Source organism: Alicyclobacillus cycloheptanicus (assembly GCF_028751525.1).
Classification (GTDB): domain Bacteria; phylum Bacillota; class Bacilli; order Alicyclobacillales; family Alicyclobacillaceae; genus Alicyclobacillus_L; species Alicyclobacillus_L cycloheptanicus.
The window spans coordinates 1,798,901-1,820,779 of sequence record NZ_CP067097.1 but is presented as its reverse complement, the minus strand read 5'-3'; the positions used below and the strand labels follow the sequence as shown (position 1 = coordinate 1,820,779).

Below are 21,879 nucleotides of genomic sequence, written 5' to 3'. Positions count from 1 at the left end.
AAATTGAAATTTATTTATGTGAGCCAAGAGAGGCGCACGAGACGCGAAGAAAGCAGCCTTAGGAAGGAGGCGCACCTATAAAGCGAGCAGCCCTGCATGGGTATGCACGAGGTGCAGTCCAGATGCCCGTCTATCCAGGCACGGGCACGCGGGCTTGAACAGCAACACGGCGCGGGCTGAACGGCAACACGGCACACCCATTCAAAAAGCCGGCCAACTCCGGGCGCACCCGCAATTGGCCGGCTTTTCACATGGCAGCATCACAACTGAAGGCAGCAGCTTCATGCTGCCCGACGTACGTTCGGCACGTGACGCAACCGACGACACAACACGCAGCGAACGCGATCTTCAATAACACCCTTCAGTCAAGTCATCACACGTCCAGGTCGTCACCAACACCAGCCGCCGACGCCTTCCCCTGCTGAATAGCCAACTGCCACCGCAGATAGGCGTTAATAAACGGATCAAGCTGTCCGTCCACCACAGCCTGCACATTGCCGCTCTCCTGGCCTGTACGGTGGTCCTTGACCAAGGAATACGGGTGGAAGACGTAGGAGCGAATCTGACTGCCCCACGCAATCTCCTTCTGCTCGCCGCGCAAACTCGCCAGGTGCTCTTCCTGTTCCTGCCGCCGCCGTTCATACAGCCGGGCCCGCAGCAAGTTCATCGCAACTTCGCGGTTCTGAATTTGCGAGCGCTCACTCTGACAGGTCACCACAATCCCAGTCGGCAAGTGCGTGATGCGCACCGCGGAATCGGTGGTGTTGACGTGCTGTCCGCCCGCGCCGCTGGACCGGTACACGTCAATCCGCAGTTCTTCCGGACGAATGTCAATCTGAATGTCGTCGTCAATTTCCGGGATCACGTCCACCGACGCGAACGAGGTGTGCCGCCGCCCCGAGGCGTCGAACGGAGAGATGCGCACCAGGCGATGAACGCCCTTTTCCGCCTTCAGGTACCCGTACGCATTATGCCCTTTAATCATCAAGGTGCAGCTTTTCAGCCCCGCCTCATCCCCCGGGAGATAGTCCAGGGTCTCCACTTTAAAACCCTTGTCCTCTGCCCAGCGGATGTACATCCGCATGAGAATCAGCGCCCAGTCCTGCGATTCGGTACCGCCCGCACCGGGGTGGAGTTCGAGAATGGCATTGTTCTTGTCGTACGGATCGGAGAGCATCAGCTGCAACTCGAAATCATTCAAGCGCTCCGCCTGCTCTGCAGCCCCGCGATTCGCCTCTTCGAACAAATCCATGTCGTTCTCTTCCGCCGCCAGCTCCAGGGCCACTTCGAGGTCCGCCTGTGCTGCCTCCAGCTGCTTCATCCGCTCCACAATGGACCGCAGCCCGTTGACTTCCGAAATTACCTTCTGGGCTGCAGACTGGTCGTCCCAGAATGACGGATTGGACATCCGTTCATCCAGTGCCGCAAGTCGAGTTTCTTTGGCAGGGAGGTCAAAGAGACCTCCTGATATCCGCCAACCGCTGGGCCATAGTTTGAAGCTCGTTGCGAAGTTCACCAAACGTTTCTGCCACGTGAATCACCTCGTTGTTAATGTACGCACACCAACAAGGGCCGGAGAGGGCCAGCCGCCCGGTCGGGATCTGTGCTGGCACATCCCCGCCGAACGCAGGCGCTCTGCAGCCCCACCCTTGTCATCCTTCAACCGCCCTGTACAGGGACCGTGTCATTCACCGGCACGGGCTGCGGAGCGGTTGCGACGGTCGCCTTGAAGACGTACATGATGATCTCTTCTTCCATGCTGTGGATCATCGCCTCAAACATTTCGAACCCTTCGCGCTGGTAAATCACGAGTGGATCCGCTTGACCATAGGAGCGCAAATGAACCCCTTGCCGGAACTGGTCCATCGCGTCAATGTGGTCCATCCACTTCGCATCCACCGTCCGCAGCACCACGATGCGCTCCAAATCACGGAGGAAGCCGTCCAGTTCCTCTTCTCGAGCATCGTAATTGGCAATCATGCAAGCGACAAGCCGTTCGCGCAGTTCATCCCGGCTCAGCTTCCGAAGCTCCTCTTCCGTCACTTGGTTCGGAAGCAGGAAGTGATGCTCCGCATAGCTGATGAGCTCCGGAATATTCCACTCCTCCGGAATTTGTTCTTCTGAGCAGTATACGTCGAGCATATGATCGATCAGGTCTTTGCCCATACCCTCGACAATGCTGCGCAGGTTTTCCTGTTCCAGAATCTGACGGCGCTGTTTGTAGATGACCTCGCGCTGCTTGTTCATCACATCATCGTAGCGAAGCACATGCTTCCGGATGTCGTAGTTATTGCCTTCCACTTTTTTCTGCGCACGTTCCATCGCGCTCGTGAGCATCTTGTTTTCAATCGGCTGATCTTCTTCGAGTCCCAGCCGATCCATCAGACGACGGATGTTGTCTGAACCAAACAGCCGGAGCAGGTCGTCTTCCAAAGACAAGAAGAACTGCGACGACCCTGGGTCTCCCTGGCGGCCGGCACGACCTCGCAGCTGATTGTCGATCCGGCGGCTTTCATGGCGCTCCGTGCCAATGATATGCAGTCCGCCAAGCTCGGCGACACCTTCCCCAAGCAGAATGTCCGTGCCGCGGCCAGCCATGTTGGTGGCAATCGTGACCATGCCCTTCTGCCCGGCCTGCGCCACAATTTCCGCCTCGCGCTCATGCTGCTTTGCATTCAGCACCTGGTGACGAATGCCGCGCTGACTGAGCAAGTGCGAGAGGTATTCCGACTTCTCAATGGAGGTCGTCCCCACCAAGACCGGCTGGCCTGTCGCATGTCGGCGCGCGATCTCTTCCACGACCGCGTTGAACTTCGCGCGTTCTGTTTTGTAGATCACGTCGCCAAGGTCCTTCCGAATCATCGGGCGGTTGGTCGGAATCACGACCACGTCCATCCCGTAAATCTCCGTCAATTCCTTTTCCTCAGTCTTCGCAGTACCCGTCATGCCAGACAGTTTGTCATACATGCGGAAATAATTCTGCAGGGTGATCGTCGCGAGCGTCTTGGTCTCGTTTTGGACCCGCACGCCTTCCTTCGCTTCGATGGCCTGATGCAGCCCCTCACTGTATCTGCGGCCTTGCATCAGCCTGCCTGTAAACTCGTCGACAATGATGATCTCGTCGTCGCGGACCACATAGTCCTTGTCCCGCTTCATGAGCCCGTGCGCCTTGAGGGCCTGGGTAATGTGGTGCATCAGCGTGACATGGTCGGGATCGAACAAATTTTGCACCCCGAAAAACCGCTCCGCCTTCGCCACGCCGGACTCGGTCAGATTTGCGGTCCGCATTTTTTCATCCACTTCATAATCATCCGGACGCAAACCCCGTACAAAGACATCCGCCCGGAAGTACAGATCCGCCGACTTCTCCGCCGGACCTGAAATGATGAGCGGCGTCCGTGCCTCGTCAATCAGGATGCTGTCCACTTCGTCGACAATCGCATAGTGCAGGTGACGCTGCACCATATCGTCGAGCGTCATCACCATGTTGTCACGCAAGTAGTCAAAGCCGAACTCATTGTTTGTCCCGTAGGTAATGTCCGCCAAGTAGGCTTCGCGTTTCTCCTGCGGCGTCATATCGTGGACATTCAATCCGACCGTCAAGCCGAGAAAGCGGTGAATCCGCCCCACCATCTCACTGTCGCGGCGAGCCAGGTAGTCATTGACCGTAACAACATGAACGCCTTTCCCCGTCAATCCATTCAGATAGGATGGCAAGGTGGCGACCAAGGTCTTCCCTTCACCGGTCTTCATTTCCGCAACACGGCCCTGATGCAGCACCATGCCGCCCATCAATTGCACATCAAAATGGCGCTGCCCGAGCACTCGTTTGGAGGCCTCACGCACCACCGCAAAAGCTTCTTCCAACAGGCTGTCCAGTTTTGCCCCCTGATTCAGCCGTTCGCGAAATTCAACCGTTTTTGCCTGAAGTTCCTCGTCGGATAACTTCTCAAACTCCGGCTCCAACGCATTGATTTTCGCGACCCTTTTACGTAAACGAGCGATTTCCCGCTCGTTGGATTCCACAATCCGTGCCAGGAGTCCCACCGGAAGGCCACACCCCTCTCATTATTGGGCATCCTGCCCCAAACTCCCTGTTTAACGATTGTACCTTCCGTTTCGGAATATCACAACTCCGGCCAACAATTGGACCCCCCTGGCGCCGCAAAGCCGAAAGGGGCCGCCCCCGGAAGCCTGAATCTCCCGGAAACAACCCCGACCCCTTCACCTCGGTTTGACAAACCTCAGGCGTGCGGTTCAATCAAACCGTAGTTGCCGTCCTTTCTTCTATATAAAACGTTTACATCGTCGGATTCCGCGTTGATAAAAACAAAAAAGTCATGAGCAAGCAAATTCATTTGCATCATGGCTTCTTCCACGTCCATGGGTTTCATTGGAAACCGTTTCACGCGCACGACTTGCGGTTCCGCCTCACGAAGGGTGCGACGTCCACCGTTTTGAACGGACATCTTGATGCGCGTCCGCAAGCCTTGGTCGCGAAACCGTTGATTCAATTTCTCCTTGTGCCGGTGAATCTGCTCTTCAAGCTTGTCGGCGACAAGGTCAATGGAAGCGTACATATCATTCGACTGTTCTTCAGCGCGGAACAGGATGCCGTGAACCTGCAGCATCACTTCCACGCGGTGCATCCCCCGTTCCACGGACATCGTGACAGAAACCTGACGTTCGGTTGAGGCGTCGAAGTACCGTTCCAAGCGGCTCAACTTTTTCTCGGCGTAGTCATTCAACGCGTCTGTGATTCCCATATGGTCCCCGCGTACCTGGATATGCATGGTATCACTCCCTCAACGGATGTACCCCCTAGTATACACGCAGCGCAGCGGCTTTAAAATATTTTACAGAATGTTTTGAACCATGTCCATATAAAAAATACGCCAGCCCGTTCGACCAGCGCTCGAACAACCCGCTCATCACGACCTGGAAAAATAACCGCGAGACGTCTTGTCACCGCCCATCCTCTGCCGCAGTCCTTCTCCCGCCTTTTGCAGCGCCGTAGACAACTCCCGCGAGCACGCCGCGCAAAACCGTCCAGACTGCGTCGGCTGTCCACAGTGTTCGCAGGCGTAAAAGATGTTCGGATTGTCGCGCAAAATCAAACGACCATCCTGAATCATGGAGATGATGAGCTCCATCGGAACACCGGTTTCCTCGACGACATCCTCAATCGTGGCATCGCGATTTTCACGGAGGTACGTTCTGACCAGATGAAAAGCTTCATCCTCTTCTGCAATACACTGCGGACAAATGTCTCTACGAACCCGGTTGTAAATCTTCCCGCATCTCTTGCAGTTCGCGATTGCCACAGCTTATCACCCCCCGTAGCCCCTATTATAGAGCTTGTCTATCCGGGGGTAAAGTTTCCTGCAGGCAAAGTCACTACTGTCCATTCACGAAAGCCGCCGGTGCTCATGCCCGCCCGCGCTCTACCACAGAAATGGCCGCACAAATCACATCCGCGGCACCCGCAGCGAGCAAGGCCCGTGCGCAGCACTCCATCGTGGCCCCCGTTGTGACGACATCATCCACCAGCAGAATACGCCGCCCTGCCACCGCCATGCCTGCGCGCGCTTCGTACGCACCTACCAACGACCGGCGCCGCTCCGCAGCGGATTTGGCAGTCTGTGACTGGGTAAACCCCCTACCCATATCCTGATGGCGCACCAGCGCATCCAGCACGGCCACGCCCGACTTCCGCGCCACATCCTGAGCCAGCAGTCCCACATGGTGATACCCGCGTTTGCGCCAGCGATCGACGGACGTCGGGACTGGCGTCATGGCATCGACAGGATATCTCGCCGCAATCCTGCGGACGACGCTCGCGATTTGGTCCCCAAACCACGGCGTCAACGCAAGCACCCCGTCGTACTTCCATTTGCGGATCGCGGTGCGTGCCAAGCCCTCGTAAGGCATGGCGGGATATACCGGCAGTTGCCGCCCGGAAACCGAGATGGACCTCGGTTTGGCATCACCCATCGCGTACCGTGTGTCCTGGATACAGAACAGGCACACTCGCTCGGGCGGCGCGCTGTCTTCGCCAGCGCCAGGCGGTCGGCTGCCGGACATCAAAGCCACCGGCTGCATCGGGCGGTCGCACAATAGACAGACCTGCGTCCGCACAGGGAACACGACATTCAAGCTGTAATTCCACCACCGGCGTGCGCGAAAGCGCCACGTGTACATCCCACTAATCCTGCGCGTCGTAATACACCAACGCGAGCAAGCCTGGCCCCGTGTGCGCACCGATGACGGGCCCCAATTCACTGATGTCCGTTTCGATGTTTGGGTATTGTGAGGTGAGTTGATCACGCAGCGCCACCGCATCATTGTACCGCTGCGCATGGACAACCCCGACCTTCAGGCGTCTGCCGGTGCGCGCGTCTGCATCGAATTCGCTGAGCATGCGCTCCATTGCCCGTTTGTGTGTCCGAACCTTCTCAAACAGGTCGATGCGCCCATCACGCATCGTCAAGATGGGCTTAATTTGCAGGAGGGCACCAAACACCGCCGCAGCCCCGCCAATGCGCCCGCCGCGGTGCAGCATTTCGAGGGTATCCACCACAAAGTAGGCGTGCATCGTGTCCAGTTCCTTGGCCCACAGCGCTTGAATCTCTTCCGGCGTACCGCCCGCCTTCGCCAGCTGCACACCATCGAGCAGCGGGCCCGCAATCCCATAACTCGAAATCCGGGAGTCGACAACAATGACTTGCCCATCCACCATCTGCGCGGCCGTCTGCGCCGACTCGAAGGTCCCGCTCAGCTTGCTGGACAACAGCAGGCACATGACGACGTCATGCGTTTCCAGCAGACGCGTGAACACCTCGACAAACTCGCCAACCGGAGGCTGAGACGTCGTGGGAAACGCCTTGGAGGCGGTCAGCCTTTGATAGAAATCAGCCGCACTGATGTCAACGCCTTCTCGATACACTTCCCCCTCGAAGACAACGGACAGCGGAACCACGGTGATTCCGAACGCCTCCGCTTTTTCCGGGGTCAGGTATGCTGTGCTGTCCGTGACAAACGCAATTTTCGTCATGATTGAACCTCCTGCAGAGCACCTTCGAGGCGCGAAAGTGTGAACCAAAAATCACTGCCGCGGCCGACTTCACTGGACACACCCACCTGGCCGCCGTGCGCATTGATGATGTGCTTGACAATGGCCAGTCCCAGGCCCGTGCCGCCGGAGGCCCTGCTCCGGGCTCGATCGACGCGGTAGAACCGCTCGAACACGCGTTCCTGGTCAGCCTCCGGAATACCAATGCCGGTATCGGTGACGTGCACCTTGACGCGATCGACCAGCACGTCCGTCCAAACCGTCACCTTCCCCCCGCTGGGGGTATAGTAAATCGCGTTCGACAACAAATTCAGAAAGACTTGCAGCAACCGTTCGGCACTGCCCCACACGGTCAGGTCCCCGCTCGGTTCCGCCTCCAGGGTGACCTGGTGTTTTTCCGCTTCCGGCCGCAGGCGATGAACCGCTTGCTCGACAATCTCCTGAAGGACCACCCGGCCAGGCTGAATCAGGTGCTCGGCCCCCTCCAGCTTCGACAACTCCAGCAAGTCGGTCACCAAATTGCTCATCCGGTTCGATTCATCGTAAATCGTTCGCAAAAACGACTGCTGCGTCTCGGCGTCCACGTCGCCGTCCAGCAAGGTTTCGGCAAATCCGCGGATCGCGGCGATGGGCGTTTTAAGCTCGTGCGATACGTTCGCGACAAACTCGCTGCGCATGCGCTCCAGCCGCTTCCACTCCGAGACGTCGTTGAGCAGGACGAGCACGTCGTACGCCGTGTCACCCACCCGCTCACGGGACGTCGGGATGACAATCAGCCGCACATCCACGGTCAGGTTGTCGCGCAGTTTCAACTCGCTGTGCCAGTCCGTACCAAACAACAAGGCATTGTCAATGGCCGCACTCAGGTGATAGTGACCGAATGCAGCCGTGTGCTCCCGGTTGCGCCACTGCTCCGCGGGACGCCTGAACATGCGCTCCGCCGCCTCGTTGACGGCGGTCACCTTGCCTCCGCTGGCGATGTAGACCACGCCGGTCGTCATACTGTGCAAAATATGACGGAGCACATCGCGCTCCTGCGACAACTGCTGGACTTGCTCTTCAATCACGCGCGCCATTTCATTGACAGACGCAACCACGTCACCGTCCGATTTACCTTCCGTGTTGTACAGTCGGACTTGATAGTTCCCCTTGGAAATGGCACGCAGGGCATCTGAAACATAGTTCCAGAACTCGCGCCGTTTCTTGGCGCGCCACAGCCACAAGAGCCCCATAATGACAACCGCAATGAAGGCGCCAAGCAAAAACTGCTTCATGGACGGTCAACCGGACTTTCCGCAAATTTATACCCGATGCCGCGCACGGTCCGGATGAGAATCGGGTTTTTCGGGTCAGGCTCGATTTTCTCGCGCAAGTGCGAAACGTGCACGTCCACGATGCGCGTATCCGTCGCGGATGAATACCCCCAGACCCGGTCCAGCAGCTGGTCGCGCGTGAGCGCGTGCTCCCGGTTTTCCATGAGGTATCGAAGGAGGTCGAATTCCTTCGGGGTCAAGTCGATGAGCTTCCCTCGAACCGTCACTTCGTGCCGCGACAGGTCCATGACAATGTGGTTGGTCCGCAGCTGTTTTGCGGTCAATCCCGCCGCCTCGCCGCCGGACACTCCCTCGTCGTTGGTTTCTGCGCGGCGGAGTACAGCCCGTGCCCTGGCGATGAGCTCGCGGGGACTGAACGGCTTGGTCACATAGTCGTCCGCGCCAAGTTCCAATCCCAGTACAAGGTCGACCTCATCATCCCGAGCCGTCAACAAGATGATTGGAATATTCACGCGGTCCGCCCGAAGTCGCTTGCATACCTCCATTCCGTCCATTCCCGGCAGCATTAAATCGAGGATGATGAGGTCGAACTGCCCCTCATGCTCACGGACCCGCTGTAGCGCTTCGTAGCCGTTGGCACTCGTATCCACTTCGAACCCGGATCGTTGAAAATTGAAGGCCACCAGCTTTTGGATTGATTCCTCGTCATCCACAACCAGCACTCTCGGCACAGAATCCGTCCTCCCTAAATAGATACGAACCATCCGTCGATGGATTGACGTTATTGTGTCCGTCATCGCGATACGACATTTGCGAACCATGCTCGGGCGAATCCACTCGAGCATTGGAAATTGCGCAGCGTCTCGTCAAACCTATTCTACCGGGTGCGCGTCTGACCCGCTAGTAGGATAGATGATCACATACGTTCAGACGTCCCTCTAGACGTCCCGCTGCCACCAGGCGACAGAAGTCGCCCTTCACGAGTATCTCATGGGATGACCAAACGACGCGAGAAGGGATGGAAAGAAATCGGGAGGCTTAGGAGAATTCGCTGCAAATTCAACCAGGGGTCACCTTGCGTAGCATCATCACGTCCGCCGCCCAAGGAACGCGGTAATATCACTAACCGCCAACATCGTGGTCAGGAACGCCCGGATGACTGGCGGTGGCTGCGCGCATTTTGGGAGGCATCACACCCCTTGGATTTCATGCGCCGGTAATATCTGTATCATCCGGGCTCTCTTCGGCAAGCAAGCCCATCTCACGCACAACTTCAATGAACGGTTCCACCAACTCCGGGTCGAATTGAGTGCCGGCACAGGCGCGCAGTTCAACAAAGGCTTCTTCCTTGGTCCGCTTGCGCTGATACGGCCGGCTGGTCGTCATCGCGTCAAAGCTGTCTGCAATCGTCAAGATGCGGGCAGAGAGCGGGATCTCTTCCTTTTCAATGCCGTCAGGGTACCCGCCCCCGGCGAATCGCTCGTGGTGGTGACGGATTATGGGCAAACAGCGTTCCAATGCAGCGATCGGCTTCACGATATTGACACCCAGTTCCACGTGGGATTTCATGATTTCCCACTCGTCCTTGGTCAACGGGCCTCGCTTGGTCAGCACCTCGATAGGCACTTCCACTTTGCCGATGTCATGCAAAAAGGACCCGAAACGAAGGTAGCGCAGCTCCTCTTCCGGAAGGCCGATTCGCTTCGCCAAAGCCTCCGCATAGAGCACATCCCGCTCTGTGTGCGCATAGGTGTATCTGTCCTTCGAGTTGAGGAAGGTCAAGAACACCTTGATAGTGCGGAACAACTCTTCGTCGTCCTCCGTCAGCGCCAGGCTGCGTTTCATATCCTCCAAAACGGATGTATAAATGGAGACTTTGTTTCTGCCCGTAAACTTGCCCTTGTAAAGCGCGTCATCCACCATCATCAGCAAATCCGTCTTGCTTTCCGCCATTGACGGGTAATGCGCAACACCAATGCTGACCGTCAATCGCTTACCTGGCAGCCGCTCGACGCCCTTGATGTCCGCCTGCTCAACCGCTCGCCGAATGTTCTCCGCTCGAATCTCTGCCTGTTCAAGGGAGTACCCCGGCAGCGCAATCGCAAATTCTTCACCGCTGTACCGAGCAATTTCCTCGTCTTGTATACGGCTTTCCTCGAGAATCTCCGCAATTCGTTTCAGCGCGCCGTCCCCTTCGACATGCCCCCACGCCTCGTTGTATCTCCGAAAGTGGTCTATGTCGAGCATCAACAACGCAAACGGTGCCTTCTGCTCAAACAGCTCGTCCATAAACGATTGAATCCACCGGTGGTTATGTAAGCCCGTCAATTCGTCCCGAATGGACAATTCCTTAAAGTGATGGGCCATCTTGAAGTAATCCCGGTACGAGTACGCGACCAGCAGAATGAGCCCCGTGAAGAGAATTGCGCCGGCAAGCCCGGCGTCGCGCAACGCAACGGATAGGAGAAGACCGATAAGGATTTCGACACCATATACAACCACAAACTGGAGGGTAATGGCATTCTTCACGGCCCCAAAGGCTTCACGACCTTGAAGAACAAACAAATGGCTCCATACCACTATCAAATTCACGGCAAAATAGGTAGCAGCATAAACTACGATCGTTATAACCTGAGGTATTGCGTTTGCGATAGGGTGCATTGGTAATTGGTTCGATACCAGTCGCGCAAGCAATGCACTTAACACAAGCGTGAATGCATTCATAAGTTGTACGTGCCAACGTGCTCTATACCTCACACTTGAGATGAGTGCATAAATCAGTGCAGCCCACCCAATCAAATTAGGCGCGTATACGAACGAAAAGCCCACTAAATACGCAGTCTCTAAATACAACGATTCGATATCCGTGACATTTATCGCAAAACGTTGTACTAAAATCAGGAGTCCTGCAAGGGTATAGATGATCACCCAACCCGGGATCGAAAGCGGGGGATAGTGCTTGACCAAAAACAGACACAGCAATCCCCAGCATAATATTGCATAAACAGGCGCGAGAATGTCATGGCGCATATTAAGCTGCTTCACGCGCACCCTCACCCCGTTTCAGGCGCATGGCATGTTGAATCAATATAATTAACCCAATCCCAAAAATAATATCCCCAACACTGATGAGACTAGCTGGTTGAACCTCGAAGTAGAAGATGTCCCCTAAGAAATTCAAATGGGTTGCACTAGTCATAGCGATACTCTTGCCAATCTCACCATGCATGAGCGGTTGAACGATTTTCGGATCCATAGCTCGAACAACAGGCAAATAGGCCGGCATCCGCAGGTGATTCACTGCCATGACGAGGAAATTTAGACAAGTACCCAGCAATGTCCAAGCGACCCCAGGAACTTTTAGATTCACCAAGCAGAATGCGATCAGCGAAATGTAGCTTAGTAATATTGCCACTTCGTATGGCACGCCACTAAAGTATGCAATCGAAATGTGTTGAAGGAGATAGGAAATTGGTAATACCCACAACCATTTTAGACGAATCTCCGTTAGCGCCCACAAACTGCCCTTTCGTACCCAGCCAATGATTAAGCCGCACAATATGACGCCGATTTCAAACGCCAAGATTCCACCTCGTTCGACAATGAATTTGGATTGAAAGGGCCGGGTACTCCCGGCCCCGTTCGAACTACGGTGTGACGACCAAACCAGCCTGCGCTGCAACAGCAAACACGACCATAGCTCCCAAAATCATTGCCGCCTTGACCTTTGTTGACATCGGTGGTTCCTCCTCAGAATGGTATGGTTCTACCGTTCTGAAGTGCTGTGTAGTGTGCAATGACAATTGAGTTGCCCGCGACCATATGTACGAAAATTCCGAGAAGCACTAGGCCACAAGCCGTTGCTGCGATGTGTGCTGAAGGAGTTACACCCCGATAGTCGAATTATACAACTTCAAGCAGAAAAATTGCTAGAGGATTGGTAGAAAAACAGGGCTTTTGTCCCGAGACTAGGGCTTTTGTCCCGAACATTAGTCAATATGAATTCAAGTTGTGCCACATCGCAAAACAGCAAAAACAACGCCTACGACGCGAAGCCTCCCAGGAGGCTGCACTTCATAGGCGCAAACACACACTCATCGATTGTTGCAATCACGCCATCAAACCCCCATGCATGCTTCAAAACAGGGAACTTGGTCCGACCTCACGCGTGACGACACAGCGCGGCGAGGTCTGCGGTCACGTCCTGTGAAACGCCGCTTACGCGCAAGTCGTAAATGCACCCAATGTGCGCTTCGGACAGGCAAGCGGACTGCAAATGCTGCTGGAACTCGGCCTCCGTTAAAACCGTGACGAATTCAAGGCAGGTGTGTACCTTGGCAAGGTGCTGCAGAATGTTGGCCGTTTCATCGGTGGAGCCGTAATCGATCACGAAAATTTTTCGTTCCCGAGCGCTCCATGCAGTCTCGAGCATCAACGTCCGAATCACGCCTTCGATTTGCTGCGCCGCGTTCTGAACCACCAGAATGACCGTGAGCGGATGTGGACGTTGACGCCTGCGGTTCAACCACCTTGTGCACTGCCAGGCTAGGATGACTGCACCGTACAATGCAAGCGCCCAGAAGAACAACGCTTCCACCATGGCCCTCACCCCCTTGCACCATCATATGCAAGGGAGCCGGATACGAACGTGTCCGCGCTTGTCTATTTTCACAGAGAAATGCCGTCTCAGCCGCCTCCGGGCGCGTACCTTCCAGTGCGACCATATGCGTCAGACCGTCAGCCAATGGTTCTTGATGGCCACCAGCACCGCCTGGGTGCGGTCGGTGACATACAGCTTGGAGAAGATGCTGGAGACATGGTTTTTGACCGTCTTCAGCGTAATGTGCAATGAGGCTGCGATTTGCTCATTGGACTTGCCGGAGGCCATCTCCCGCAGCACGTCCATCTCCCGCGCGGTGAGAATGTCCTTCCAGGAGTTGTTCACTTCCTGGTATTCCTGAAACTGAGCGAGCACCGTATGCGCGACATGAGAATGAACATACGCGTACCCTGCGGCAACTTCACGGATGGCACGTACCAATTCACTGACAGAGCCATCCTTCACCAAGTAACCAGATGCGCCGGATTTCAGGGTGTCGAGCACATACCCAGCTTCGTCGTGAATGCTCAAAATCACAATTTTGACATCCGGGAACTGTTGCTGCAGACGCTTTGTTGCTTCCACGCCGCCCATCATCGGCATGTTGATATCCATCAGAAGGACATCTGGTTTCGCGGTTGCGAGCCCCTCGAGCGCTTCACCGCCGTGGTCCCACTCCCCCACCACCTCGAAGTCCTTTTCATATTCCAATACATCGCGTAAGGTTTCGCGAAAATGCACGTTATCGTCGGCAATTGCGACGCGAATCGTGTCTTGAGCCATAAGCCATGCCCTCCACTTCACGACACTCAAAGTTCGCGAAGGAGCGAAGACTTTCCTGCCTCGCGAAACAAAAAAGGACGCCCGCTCCGTCAGAGCCGGCGTCAAATGGGGTAAGGGTGATGCTACAAAGTTCGATGTGCTCGTTTTCGTTTGTGTCCGTCGTTCCGTGACGGTGCAAAATTTTTTATCCCGCTGCGCGACACACGCCGACTACGCATCCTGTTTCAGAATGGCCGCCTTGTCTGTCTGCTCCCACGGCAAGTCCAAGTCAGGGCGCCCGAAGTGCCCATATGCAGCCGTCTGACGGTAAATCGGACGACGCAAGTCGAGGTCGCGGATGATGGCACCGGGACGCAGGTCGAAGTGATTCTGAATCAATTCCACAATCCGCTCCTCCGGCACGACGCCAGTCCCATACGTATCGACTGAAATCGACACCGGATGGGCAACACCAATCGCGTACGCAACCTGCACCTCGCACTTCCTGGCCAATCCCGCAGCCACCACGTTCTTGGCCACATAGCGCGCCGCATAGGCCGCGCTGCGGTCGACCTTGGTCGGGTCTTTTCCGGAGAACGCTCCGCCGCCGTGCCGCGCATAGCCGCCGTACGTATCGACGATAATCTTCCTCCCGGTCAGCCCTGCGTCGCCCTGGGGCCCACCAATGACAAACCGGCCCGTCGGGTTGATGAAGTACTTCGTCTTGTCATCCAGCAGAGCGCCCGGCACAACCGCCTCAATCACATGCTGGCGGACCGCCGCTGAAATTTCGTCGAGCGTCACCTGCTCATCGTGCTGCGTCGAGATCACGATAGTGTCCACGCGAACCGGGCGGTCATCCTCGTATTCAATCGTCACCTGCGTCTTGCCGTCCGGCCGCAAAAACGGCAGCGTCCCGTCCTTGCGCACCACACTGAGCCGCCTGGATAACTGATGTGCCAGTGAGATCGGCAGCGGCATCAATTCCGGTGTCTCGTCACAGGCGAACCCGAACATCAGGCCCTGGTCGCCCGCGCCCACGGCCGCCAAGTCGTTCTCGGTCTCCGCCCCGCTGCGAACTTCGAGCGCCGCATTGACCCCCATGGCAATATCCGAGGACTGCTCGTCAATGGATGTAATTACCGCGCATGTTTCCGCGTCAAAGCCAAACTTGGCTCGGGTATACCCAATATCCTGAACGGTTTTTCGGACAATCTTTGGAATGTCCGCGTAACAGTTGGTCGTGATCTCCCCGGAAACCAGGACCAACCCAGTTGTCACCGATGTCTCGCAAGCCACGCGCGCATAAGGATCATTGGACAAGATTTCGTCCAAGACTGCGTCAGAGATCTGATCACACATCTTGTCCGGATGACCCTCGGTGACGGACTCTGAGGTAAATAAACGCCGCCGCGCCCCCATCACCGAACCCCTCCTTCATATCAGCCAATCAAAACGCTCTCGAGTATTGATCATTCCGGCATCCGGAAAAACAAGCCTTATCGTATTACATTTGTACAGCGACGTCAATGAATTCTCCGCGGCCAAGCCCCCGGCACAAGCAAAGACCCTGTGCCAACGCACAGAGTCTTTGCTTCTAAACACCGACGTGTTTGCGTCTTACATTGTACGCTTGAGGTTACCCTTGTTGACCCGCCAGGACTTGTTCAGCAAGCTCAACAAGCCGGCGAGTAATACGGCCGCCGACCGCGCCGGTGTCCCGGCTCGCAATCTCGCCCCAATAGTCCTCACTGCCTTGGTACACCGGGATGCCAAGCTCAGCGGCAATTTCGTACTTCATGTTGTCGAGCGCTTTGTGGCATTGTGGCACAACCTGCGGCTTTCCTCTCGTCATGAACGTACACCCCCCGGTTTTTCTATCCCCAGAGCGTACCCGATGCTCTGCGGACAGCCCTAGTGTAACCCGGAGAGCCAACGGCACCCTGCCAAAGTCTTGGCCCGTCAGGCATCCTGACCCGCTTTTCGCAAAACCTGCCACGCAAAACGAGGCAAGGCGAGCTGCCTGCGCCAGCGGCTGGGCTGCTTCAGCAAGCGGTACAGCCACTCCAAATTCAGCTTTTGAAATACGACAGGCGCCCGCTTCACCATACCGCCCCACACATCAATACTGCCTCCGACGCCGATGGCAACACAGGGCGGCATCGAAGCCAGCCATTGAAAGATGAACTGTTCCTGCCGCGGCTGCCCCAATCCAACCAGCCACAGGTCGGGCTGGAAGGCTTTGACCTGGTCGATGACTTGCGGGACGTCGCGGTCGGAAAAGTACCCGTGGTGTCCTTCAAACGTTACCAATGGATATTCTGCCCGGAAATTCTCCAAACACCGGTCCAGCGCCTCAGGTTTTGCTCCCAGAATGAACACCCGCAAGGCTTGGCCGCGGTGCACTGCTGTATCGAGCAGATCGCGGACCAACTCTACCCCCGTGACGCGCTCCTCTACAGCCCGCCCCTGGCGTTTGGCAGCCCACACAATGCCAATGCCGTCCGGTGTGACCAAATCAGCGACGTGCGCAATCTTTTGCACCTGCTCATCCTGTTGTGCCATCATCACGAATTCCGGGCCCGCCGTGATGACCATGCGCCGTGATCGCTCCGCGATCCAGTGCAGGATTTGTTCCACCGCCTGGCGCCGATTTAATCGGTCGAACCGAACACCCAGCACGTGGAACACGGCCGAGTCCCTGACTTCACTGCCGAGTTGCATGACAAACTCACCCTTGTCCTTACCCTCGTCGAGGTTATCCGAACAATCATCCGACTGCCTGACTCCAGTTATACCACACCGACCGCGGGGAGGTATGCGAAACCGCAGACAAGCATAGGGTGAAGTAACACAGCCGGAAGGAGAATGACCCCTTGAATCCCCTCCAGCGGCCCGCGCCAAGTGCTCAATCCAACACCGTCTCCCCCCGCTTGGAGGCCCTTCGATTGGCACTGTATCAAGTCGTTGCCGATCACGACGGAAACTTGCTGGCCCCTGCCGTCATCGAGGCCAGCCAGCAGCTCGACGCGGAAATCACAGCGGAACAGCTCAGGAGAGCTGCAGCAGCGAAAGGACGGGATCGGCCGCGTTCTGCTCCGAAACCGCAGTCAACGTCACCCCGAACAGCGTGGGGTTGTAAAAATATGTAGATTTTCCATTCTCCCAGGTGACCCATCCGTTCACAAACCCGTACAGGCCGTCGTGGTAGTCAAGCGCCAACCCACAGTCCTGAACCGGCTGCCCCTGATAGGTCAGGGTTTGGTTCGGGTCGAGATTGATGTAGACCGTATGGTCGTCTGGCTTGGTTGGGTCATACGTCTGCGTGACTGCTCCGGTCGATCCCGTCAGCTGGCCATCCTTGCTGAGTTTCACCTGCACCGTACCCGCCTGCGCCAAAAAACCCTGCCAGTTGTGTGAGCCGTGCTGCAGCAAGCGCAGGTACCCGTGGTAAGAACTGCTGACCTGGAACGTCAGGCTGACCCCCTGGTCCGCCGCTGCTGCCGCCGTTTTCAGCAAGCTCGTAAACGATGCATTGAACGCCTGCGACGTCTCCCCAAAGGTACGCTCAAACGCCTCCGCGTTCGATTCACCGCGGTTGAGTCGATACAGATAGTCGGAAAACACGTCGGCCCCATGGAGCTTGCGCAAATCGCTGACCGCCAGCCAATCCTGCAGCTCCAAATCGTACGACGCATCGCCGGTCAACACTTCGTTTTCATCGGACGTCAGGGGCACCAGCTGCCCCGCTGCCGCCGCCTCCATCACGCTTTCGGCCAGGGTCTTGGCATCTCCGTCATAGGCGACGTCATTTTCTGCCTGCCGCTGCAGCATCATGCCGTCGGAGACCGCCAGTCCTTCGTTGATCCAACTCGGAATCGAGGCCTGAACGTTGTCGTTCAGAAATGCGTGTGTCAATTCGTGCGCCAGTGTATTGACCAAGTCGGGATCGTCCTGATTTTGATAGAGCGGCACCAAAATGGATTCATTCTGTGTAAATCCGCCGGTGTCAGCGGAGAAGTTCTTCGCCTCGCTGGCCGAAATGCCGAACAGCGAAGACAACGCACGCTCATAATCCTGGGACGAGTGCACAAGATAAATGTGAACTTGATCCTGAAGGTTCATCTGCAAGGCAGTGCTGACTTGATTGACAATCTGGTACTTGGACAAGAGTGTATCCACGTGCTGCACTTCCGTTTGCGGCGTGTCCGCACCAAACGCGGAAACCTTGACCAAAGATGCGTTGTCGGCTTGGTGAAAAACTGGCTTGCCGACCAGGTCCGCCGCCACTTGTTGCGACCCGTCCTCTGTGCCCCCAGTCTGTCCCGTCGCATTCGCCTTGCGGCCGGCCGACGACGCGGCCGGGTGCGTTGCGTTCGTCGCGTCTAACGGCGTATTGTCTCCCGTGGAATGAGTCGCATTCCCGGAAGGGACGGCGTGCAGCTTGACGTGTTTTGGCAGCCAACTGTTCGGAATCACTTGCCGATCGCGCTGGTACAAAAGCGTGATGCCGGATATCGCCGCCAACGTCAGCGCAAACACGGTCACTGTCAAATGGAACGCTCGATCGCCCCGTCTTTTCGCCACCGCAATCCCCTCCGCATCGTCCCTGACGTTCAGCGCGCGCAAGTCGACAGAGCCAATCCATGTATGTATTCCTCAGTGTACCCAGATTGGCCTTGATTTGAAACCTGCCTTCCCAAGTGAAATCTTTAAGATAATGTATGATCTCCCTGCACTTGCCCTTTCCGAAAAGTCAGTATTTATGAACGTTTGCATTGACTTACCCTATACGAAGTGATACGATGGCGAGGCAAGGCAAATTTATGCGAGTACGAGTGTACTTGGTAGGAGGCAATATCGTGCAAGGTACAGTGAAGTGGTTTAACTCCGAGAAAGGCTACGGCTTCATCCAGGTTGAAGGCGGCAATGATGTATTCGTTCATTACACCGCTATCCTCGGTGATGGATTCCGCACTTTGGAAGAAGGCCAACGCGTTGAGTTCGACATCGTCGAAGGACAGCGCGGCCCGCAGGCTGCGAACGTCAGCAAGCTGTAATCCAAACTTCGGAATAACACGCCCCGTTTCGACGGGGCGTTTTCTTTGTCTCCCTCACGCCGCTTCGTGACGAGGGCGCATCTCCAACTGCCGATTGAACGCGATCGTACACGCATTGATGACAAGGATGCCCATGGTGACGTAGAACACGTTTCGGATGCCGAATGACGCCGCGACCGCGCCGCCTAACAGAGGGCCCAGCAGGTTTCCCAGAAACAAGGAACTCGAATTGAAACCATACGCGGTCGCCAGATATTCCGGTGGCGCCAGCTTTTTGACGAGCACGTTGAGCGACGGGATCATGCCGCCAATAAACAACCCCAGGCAGAAGCGGCCGATCAGCAAGGTGGTGATGCCCTGCGCCAGCGCTTGCGGTACATACGTCACCGCAGCCATGAACATGGCGAGCACGAGAATCCGTCGCTGCCCAATTCTGTCGCCAAAGCGTCCCAGCGTCGGCGACCCGACGAGGTTGGCGATGCCAGTGGCGGCCACCACCAGACCCGCGACAAGCGCCAAATGCGCCCCATGGTACAACGTCTTCGCGTACACAGTCACAATCGGCTCGATGCTCATCATGCCGACCTGGGTCACCAAAGACGCGACAAACACCGGGATGAGCGGACGAAGCGTGCCCAGCCCGACCCGCTTTCTTTCTCTTTTCGTATCCTTGGCAGCCGTGGACTCATGGACAAACAACATCACAATGACACTCGCAACCACCAACAACCCGCCCGTGCAGAAGAAGACGGCGCGATAGCCGATTTGTTCGGCGAGCCAGCCGCCAATGAGCGGTCCAATCAACGACCCGGCGACAGCACCCGTTTGCAGCACGCCCAGCGCCGTCCCAGACTCCTTCTCCGGCGTGACAGAGGCTTGCAAGGAAACCGCCATCGAGATGAACCCGGAGAACAGCCCGTTGATAAAGCGGAGCACCAACAGCTCCCAGGGCGCACCGACCAGCCCCATGAGTCCCGTCATGACGCCCATGCCAAAGCCAGCTCGAAGCAGCATCATTTTGCGCCCATGTTTGTCGGCCCACGCACCCCAGATGGGCTGAAACACAAACGACAGGATAAATTGCGCGGAAAACACCCAGCTGGACCAGCGTTCCAGTGACGCAATATTGTGCACGCCCAAGGTACCGATGTACAACGGTAAAAACGGAATGACCAGGTTCATGCCAGCCATCACGATGAAGTTACATGCCCACAAAATCCATAGTGTTCGCTTCCATGCCAATCTGCTTGCGCCTCTTTTCAAGTCAGCCTGGATGCGGCAAATATCCCTCCATGGCTCGTTTCATCCGCTCCAGTGTCGCCTGGCAAGCCGCCTCGCCGTCTCCAACGGCACCGAGATACACCTTCAGCTTCGGTTCTGTGCCAGAGGGACGCACGGCCAGCCAAGAGCCATTGGAAAAGTTGTATTTGATGACGTTCTCCTGTGGCAGGGTGAGTTCTTCCGGGGGCCTTCCATCGACAAACGAACGAATGCCGGACAGGTAATCTTCCACAGATTCGAGCTGCATCCCTTCCACAAACAGCGCTTCCTGGCGAAGCCGCTCCATGCTCGATGCAATCTGCCGGATGCCATCCACACCGGGCAAGGTCACGCTGATGAGCGACTCCGCAAAGTAACCCACTTGCCGGTAGAGCGCCTCCAGACCGTCCACCAGCGTCTGCCCCTGGCGCTTGTATTCGGCCGCCATTTCCGCAATGAGCAGGCAGATCTGCACCGCATCCTTGTCACGTACAATCGGAGCGGCCAAGTACCCGTAGCTCTCTTCGTAGCCAAACAGATACGCAAAAGCGCCCGTCTGCTCATATTGCGTCGCTTTGGCGCCAATGTACTTGAAGCCGGTCAGCGTATCCTCGACGGTGACACCGTAACGTTTTGCCACCGCCGCCCCCAGACCCGACGTGACAATCGTCTTGAACACGATTCCGTTGTGCGGCAGGGTCCCCGCCGCCTGTTTGTGCCGCAGCCAAAACTCGACCAACAGGCCGCCGACCTGATTGCCCGTCAAGAGGCGGTACGTCCCCCCGTGCCGGACGGCAATGCCAACGCGATCGGCATCTGGGTCGGTCCCCATCACGATGTCCGCATCGACCTGCCCCGCCAGTGCAATCGCTGCCGACAACGCGTCCGGCTCTTCCGGATTGGGGCTGCGGACCGTCGAGAACTCCCCATCCGGCTGCTCCTGTTCCGGAACCACATACACCTGCGCATAACCCGCAGCAGCCAGGGACTGCCGGACCGTTCGGTTTCCCGTCCCGTGCAGAGGCGTGTAGACGATGCAAAGGTTTTGCCGATCACGTTGTTCCACGCCCGCCACGCGGATGCTTTGCACGACTGCGTCCACGTACGCGGTGTCCATCTCTTCCCGCACCCATATCAGCCGTCCGTCCGCTTCCGCCTCCTGCCGCCGCGCCAGTTCAACAGCAAACAGGTCGCCGACCGTTTGGATTTCCGCTGTAACCGCATTCGCCGCCTCTGGGAGAATCTGGCCGCCGTCCGGGCCGTACACTTTGTAGCCGTTGTATTCGGGCGGGTTGTGGCTGGCGGTGACCATCACCCCTGCCGCCGCCCCCAGCGTTCTCACGGCAAACGACAGCTCGGGCGTCGGACACAGGTGGTCGAACAGGTAGGCTTTGATGCCCTGTGCTGCCAGTACCAGCGCTGCATCCAGCGCGAATTCCGGCGACATCCGCCGACAGTCATAGCCAATCACGACGCCCTGCTTTGCAGACGCCGGACGGTTGCGGTGAAGATACCGAGCCAGTCCCGCGGTCGCCTTGCGCACGGTATACCGATTCATGCGATTCGTCCCAGCACCCAGCAGTCCGCGCAAGCCCCCCGTGCCAAAGGCAAGATCGCGGTAAAAGCGCTCTTCAATGGCTGCCGGGTCATGCGCGATGTCCCGCAAGTCTTGTTCAATTTCCTCCGGGTGGGGTCCAGCACTCTGCCATTGACGATATCTCTCCATCGCTTCACGCTGCGCGTCCATCGTCTACCGCCCCTCCAAGCCCTGCAGTTTGTCGCCCAGGTGGTTTACGTACCCCATTGTACCATGAGGGGCGGCTGCCTTCTCGGGGGGTCGGGTGACTTCCC

Annotated in this window: 21 protein-coding genes; 3 read left to right on the top strand and 18 right to left on the bottom strand. The window is 56.8% G+C overall.

What is annotated here, in order from left to right; all coding sequences use genetic code 11:
• Positions 1–154: 154 nt before the first annotated feature.
• Entirely contained in the window at positions 155–355 is a 201-nt protein-coding gene (locus JI721_RS08430) for a hypothetical protein (protein ID WP_274454438.1), read from the top strand.
• 18 nt (positions 356–373) lie between these two features.
• On the opposite strand, the gene prfB is transcribed toward JI721_RS08430, so the two are convergent.
• The 15 genes from prfB to JI721_RS08355 form a co-directional block, all read right to left on the bottom strand.
• A protein-coding gene (gene prfB / locus JI721_RS08425) for a peptide chain release factor 2 (protein ID WP_407654105.1) occupies positions 374–1,490 on the bottom strand; the annotation gives its coding sequence in 2 pieces (ribosomal slippage) (positions 374–1,465 and positions 1,467–1,490; 1,116 coding nt in all).
• A 169-nt stretch (positions 1,491–1,659) separates the two neighbouring features.
• Complete coding sequence (secA, locus tag JI721_RS08420) at positions 1,660–4,047, bottom strand: preprotein translocase subunit SecA (RefSeq protein WP_274454436.1); 2,388 nt, start codon at positions 4,045–4,047, stop codon at positions 1,660–1,662.
• A gap of 197 nt (positions 4,048–4,244) precedes the next feature.
• Positions 4,245–4,793, bottom strand: coding sequence for a ribosome hibernation-promoting factor, HPF/YfiA family (gene hpf, locus JI721_RS08415; protein ID WP_274454435.1), 549 nt, complete (start codon positions 4,791–4,793; stop codon positions 4,245–4,247).
• Positions 4,794–4,931: 138 nt separating this feature from the next.
• Entirely contained in the window at positions 4,932–5,324 is a 393-nt protein-coding gene (locus tag JI721_RS08410) for a TIGR03826 family flagellar region protein (protein WP_274454434.1), read from the bottom strand.
• Positions 5,325–5,427: 103 nt separating this feature from the next.
• The gene (locus tag JI721_RS08405) at positions 5,428–6,147 is read right to left on the bottom strand and encodes a ComF family protein (protein ID WP_274457752.1); all 720 of its coding nucleotides are present in this window, start codon (positions 6,145–6,147) and stop codon (positions 5,428–5,430) included.
• A gap of 58 nt (positions 6,148–6,205) precedes the next feature.
• A complete protein-coding gene (locus tag JI721_RS08400) occupies positions 6,206–7,054 on the bottom strand; it encodes a DegV family protein (RefSeq protein WP_274454433.1) in 849 nt (282 codons plus the stop codon).
• Positions 7,051–8,346: a two-component system histidine kinase PnpS gene (gene pnpS / locus JI721_RS08395; RefSeq protein WP_274454432.1), complete on the bottom strand. Its 1,296-nt coding sequence runs from the start codon at positions 8,344–8,346 to the stop codon at positions 7,051–7,053. The genes JI721_RS08400 and pnpS overlap by 4 nt, the downstream gene beginning before the upstream one ends.
• The gene (locus tag JI721_RS08390; protein WP_274454431.1) at positions 8,343–9,077 is read right to left on the bottom strand and encodes a response regulator transcription factor; all 735 of its coding nucleotides are present in this window, start codon (positions 9,075–9,077) and stop codon (positions 8,343–8,345) included. The genes pnpS and JI721_RS08390 overlap by 4 nt, the downstream gene beginning before the upstream one ends.
• Positions 9,078–9,552: 475 nt before the next feature.
• Positions 9,553–10,875, bottom strand: coding sequence for a bifunctional diguanylate cyclase/phosphohydrolase (locus tag JI721_RS08385; protein ID WP_274454430.1), 1,323 nt, complete (start codon positions 10,873–10,875; stop codon positions 9,553–9,555).
• 502 nt (positions 10,876–11,377) lie between these two features.
• Complete coding sequence (locus JI721_RS08380) at positions 11,378–11,929, bottom strand: DUF5317 domain-containing protein (protein WP_274454429.1); 552 nt, start codon at positions 11,927–11,929, stop codon at positions 11,378–11,380.
• Positions 11,930–12,508: 579 nt separating this feature from the next.
• Positions 12,509–12,946, bottom strand: coding sequence for a glycosyltransferase family 2 protein (locus JI721_RS08375; protein ID WP_274457568.1), 438 nt, complete (start codon positions 12,944–12,946; stop codon positions 12,509–12,511).
• A gap of 129 nt (positions 12,947–13,075) precedes the next feature.
• A complete protein-coding gene (locus JI721_RS08370) occupies positions 13,076–13,729 on the bottom strand; it encodes a response regulator transcription factor (RefSeq protein WP_274457566.1) in 654 nt (217 codons plus the stop codon).
• Between the two features lie 210 nt (positions 13,730–13,939).
• A complete protein-coding gene (gene metK / locus JI721_RS08365; protein ID WP_274457564.1) occupies positions 13,940–15,130 on the bottom strand; it encodes a methionine adenosyltransferase in 1,191 nt (396 codons plus the stop codon).
• Positions 15,131–15,347: 217 nt separating this feature from the next.
• A complete protein-coding gene (locus tag JI721_RS08360) occupies positions 15,348–15,563 on the bottom strand; it encodes an alpha/beta-type small acid-soluble spore protein (RefSeq protein WP_274457563.1) in 216 nt (71 codons plus the stop codon).
• A 107-nt stretch (positions 15,564–15,670) separates the two neighbouring features.
• Positions 15,671–16,432 (bottom strand): WecB/TagA/CpsF family glycosyltransferase, encoded by a 762-nt coding sequence (locus JI721_RS08355; RefSeq protein ID WP_274457562.1) that lies wholly within the window; start codon positions 16,430–16,432, stop codon positions 15,671–15,673.
• A 152-nt stretch (positions 16,433–16,584) separates the two neighbouring features.
• Between JI721_RS08355 and JI721_RS17255 the strand changes: the two genes are divergently transcribed.
• Positions 16,585–16,860, top strand: coding sequence for an aspartyl-phosphate phosphatase Spo0E family protein (locus JI721_RS17255; protein WP_407654086.1), 276 nt, complete (start codon positions 16,585–16,587; stop codon positions 16,858–16,860).
• Here JI721_RS17255 and JI721_RS08350 read toward each other — a convergent pair.
• Positions 16,760–18,295: a hypothetical protein gene (locus tag JI721_RS08350; protein WP_274457560.1), complete on the bottom strand. Its 1,536-nt coding sequence runs from the start codon at positions 18,293–18,295 to the stop codon at positions 16,760–16,762. The genes JI721_RS17255 and JI721_RS08350 overlap by 101 nt on opposite strands.
• A 272-nt stretch (positions 18,296–18,567) precedes the next feature.
• Here JI721_RS08350 and JI721_RS08345 point away from each other — a divergent pair, with 272 nt between their 5' ends.
• Positions 18,568–18,768, top strand: coding sequence for a cold-shock protein (locus tag JI721_RS08345; protein ID WP_274457750.1), 201 nt, complete (start codon positions 18,568–18,570; stop codon positions 18,766–18,768).
• A gap of 54 nt (positions 18,769–18,822) precedes the next feature.
• On the opposite strand, the gene JI721_RS08340 is transcribed toward JI721_RS08345, so the two are convergent.
• Positions 18,823–20,010 carry an MFS transporter gene (locus tag JI721_RS08340; protein WP_274457559.1) on the bottom strand — a complete coding sequence of 396 codons (1,188 nt, stop codon included), beginning with the start codon at positions 20,008–20,010 and terminating at the stop codon, positions 18,823–18,825.
• A 22-nt stretch (positions 20,011–20,032) separates the two neighbouring features.
• On the bottom strand, positions 20,033–21,775 hold the full coding sequence (locus tag JI721_RS08335; protein ID WP_274457558.1) for a phospho-sugar mutase: 1,743 nt from the start codon (positions 21,773–21,775) through the stop codon (positions 20,033–20,035).
• Positions 21,776–21,879 lie beyond the last annotated feature (104 nt).

Bases quoted from the DNA above. Each gene is read 5' to 3' on its own strand.
- metK (WP_274457564.1), bottom strand. From the start codon at position 15,130: ATGGGGGCGCGGCGGCGTTTATTTACCTCAGAGTCCGTCACCGAGGGT.
- hpf (WP_274454435.1), bottom strand. From the start codon at position 4,793: ATGCATATCCAGGTACGCGGGGACCATATGGGAATCACAGACGCGTTG.
- JI721_RS08370 (WP_274457566.1), bottom strand. From the start codon at position 13,729: ATGGCTCAAGACACGATTCGCGTCGCAATTGCCGACGATAACGTGCAT.
- JI721_RS08335 (WP_274457558.1), bottom strand. From the start codon at position 21,775: ATGGACGCGCAGCGTGAAGCGATGGAGAGATATCGTCAATGGCAGAGT.
- pnpS (WP_274454432.1), bottom strand. From the start codon at position 8,346: ATGAAGCAGTTTTTGCTTGGCGCCTTCATTGCGGTTGTCATTATGGGG.
- JI721_RS08360 (WP_274457563.1), bottom strand. From the start codon at position 15,563: ATGACGAGAGGAAAGCCGCAGGTTGTGCCACAATGCCACAAAGCGCTC.
- JI721_RS08375 (WP_274457568.1), bottom strand. From the start codon at position 12,946: ATGGTGGAAGCGTTGTTCTTCTGGGCGCTTGCATTGTACGGTGCAGTC.
- JI721_RS08355 (WP_274457562.1), bottom strand. From the start codon at position 16,432: ATGCAACTCGGCAGTGAAGTCAGGGACTCGGCCGTGTTCCACGTGCTG.
- JI721_RS08400 (WP_274454433.1), bottom strand. From the start codon at position 7,054: ATGACGAAAATTGCGTTTGTCACGGACAGCACAGCATACCTGACCCCG.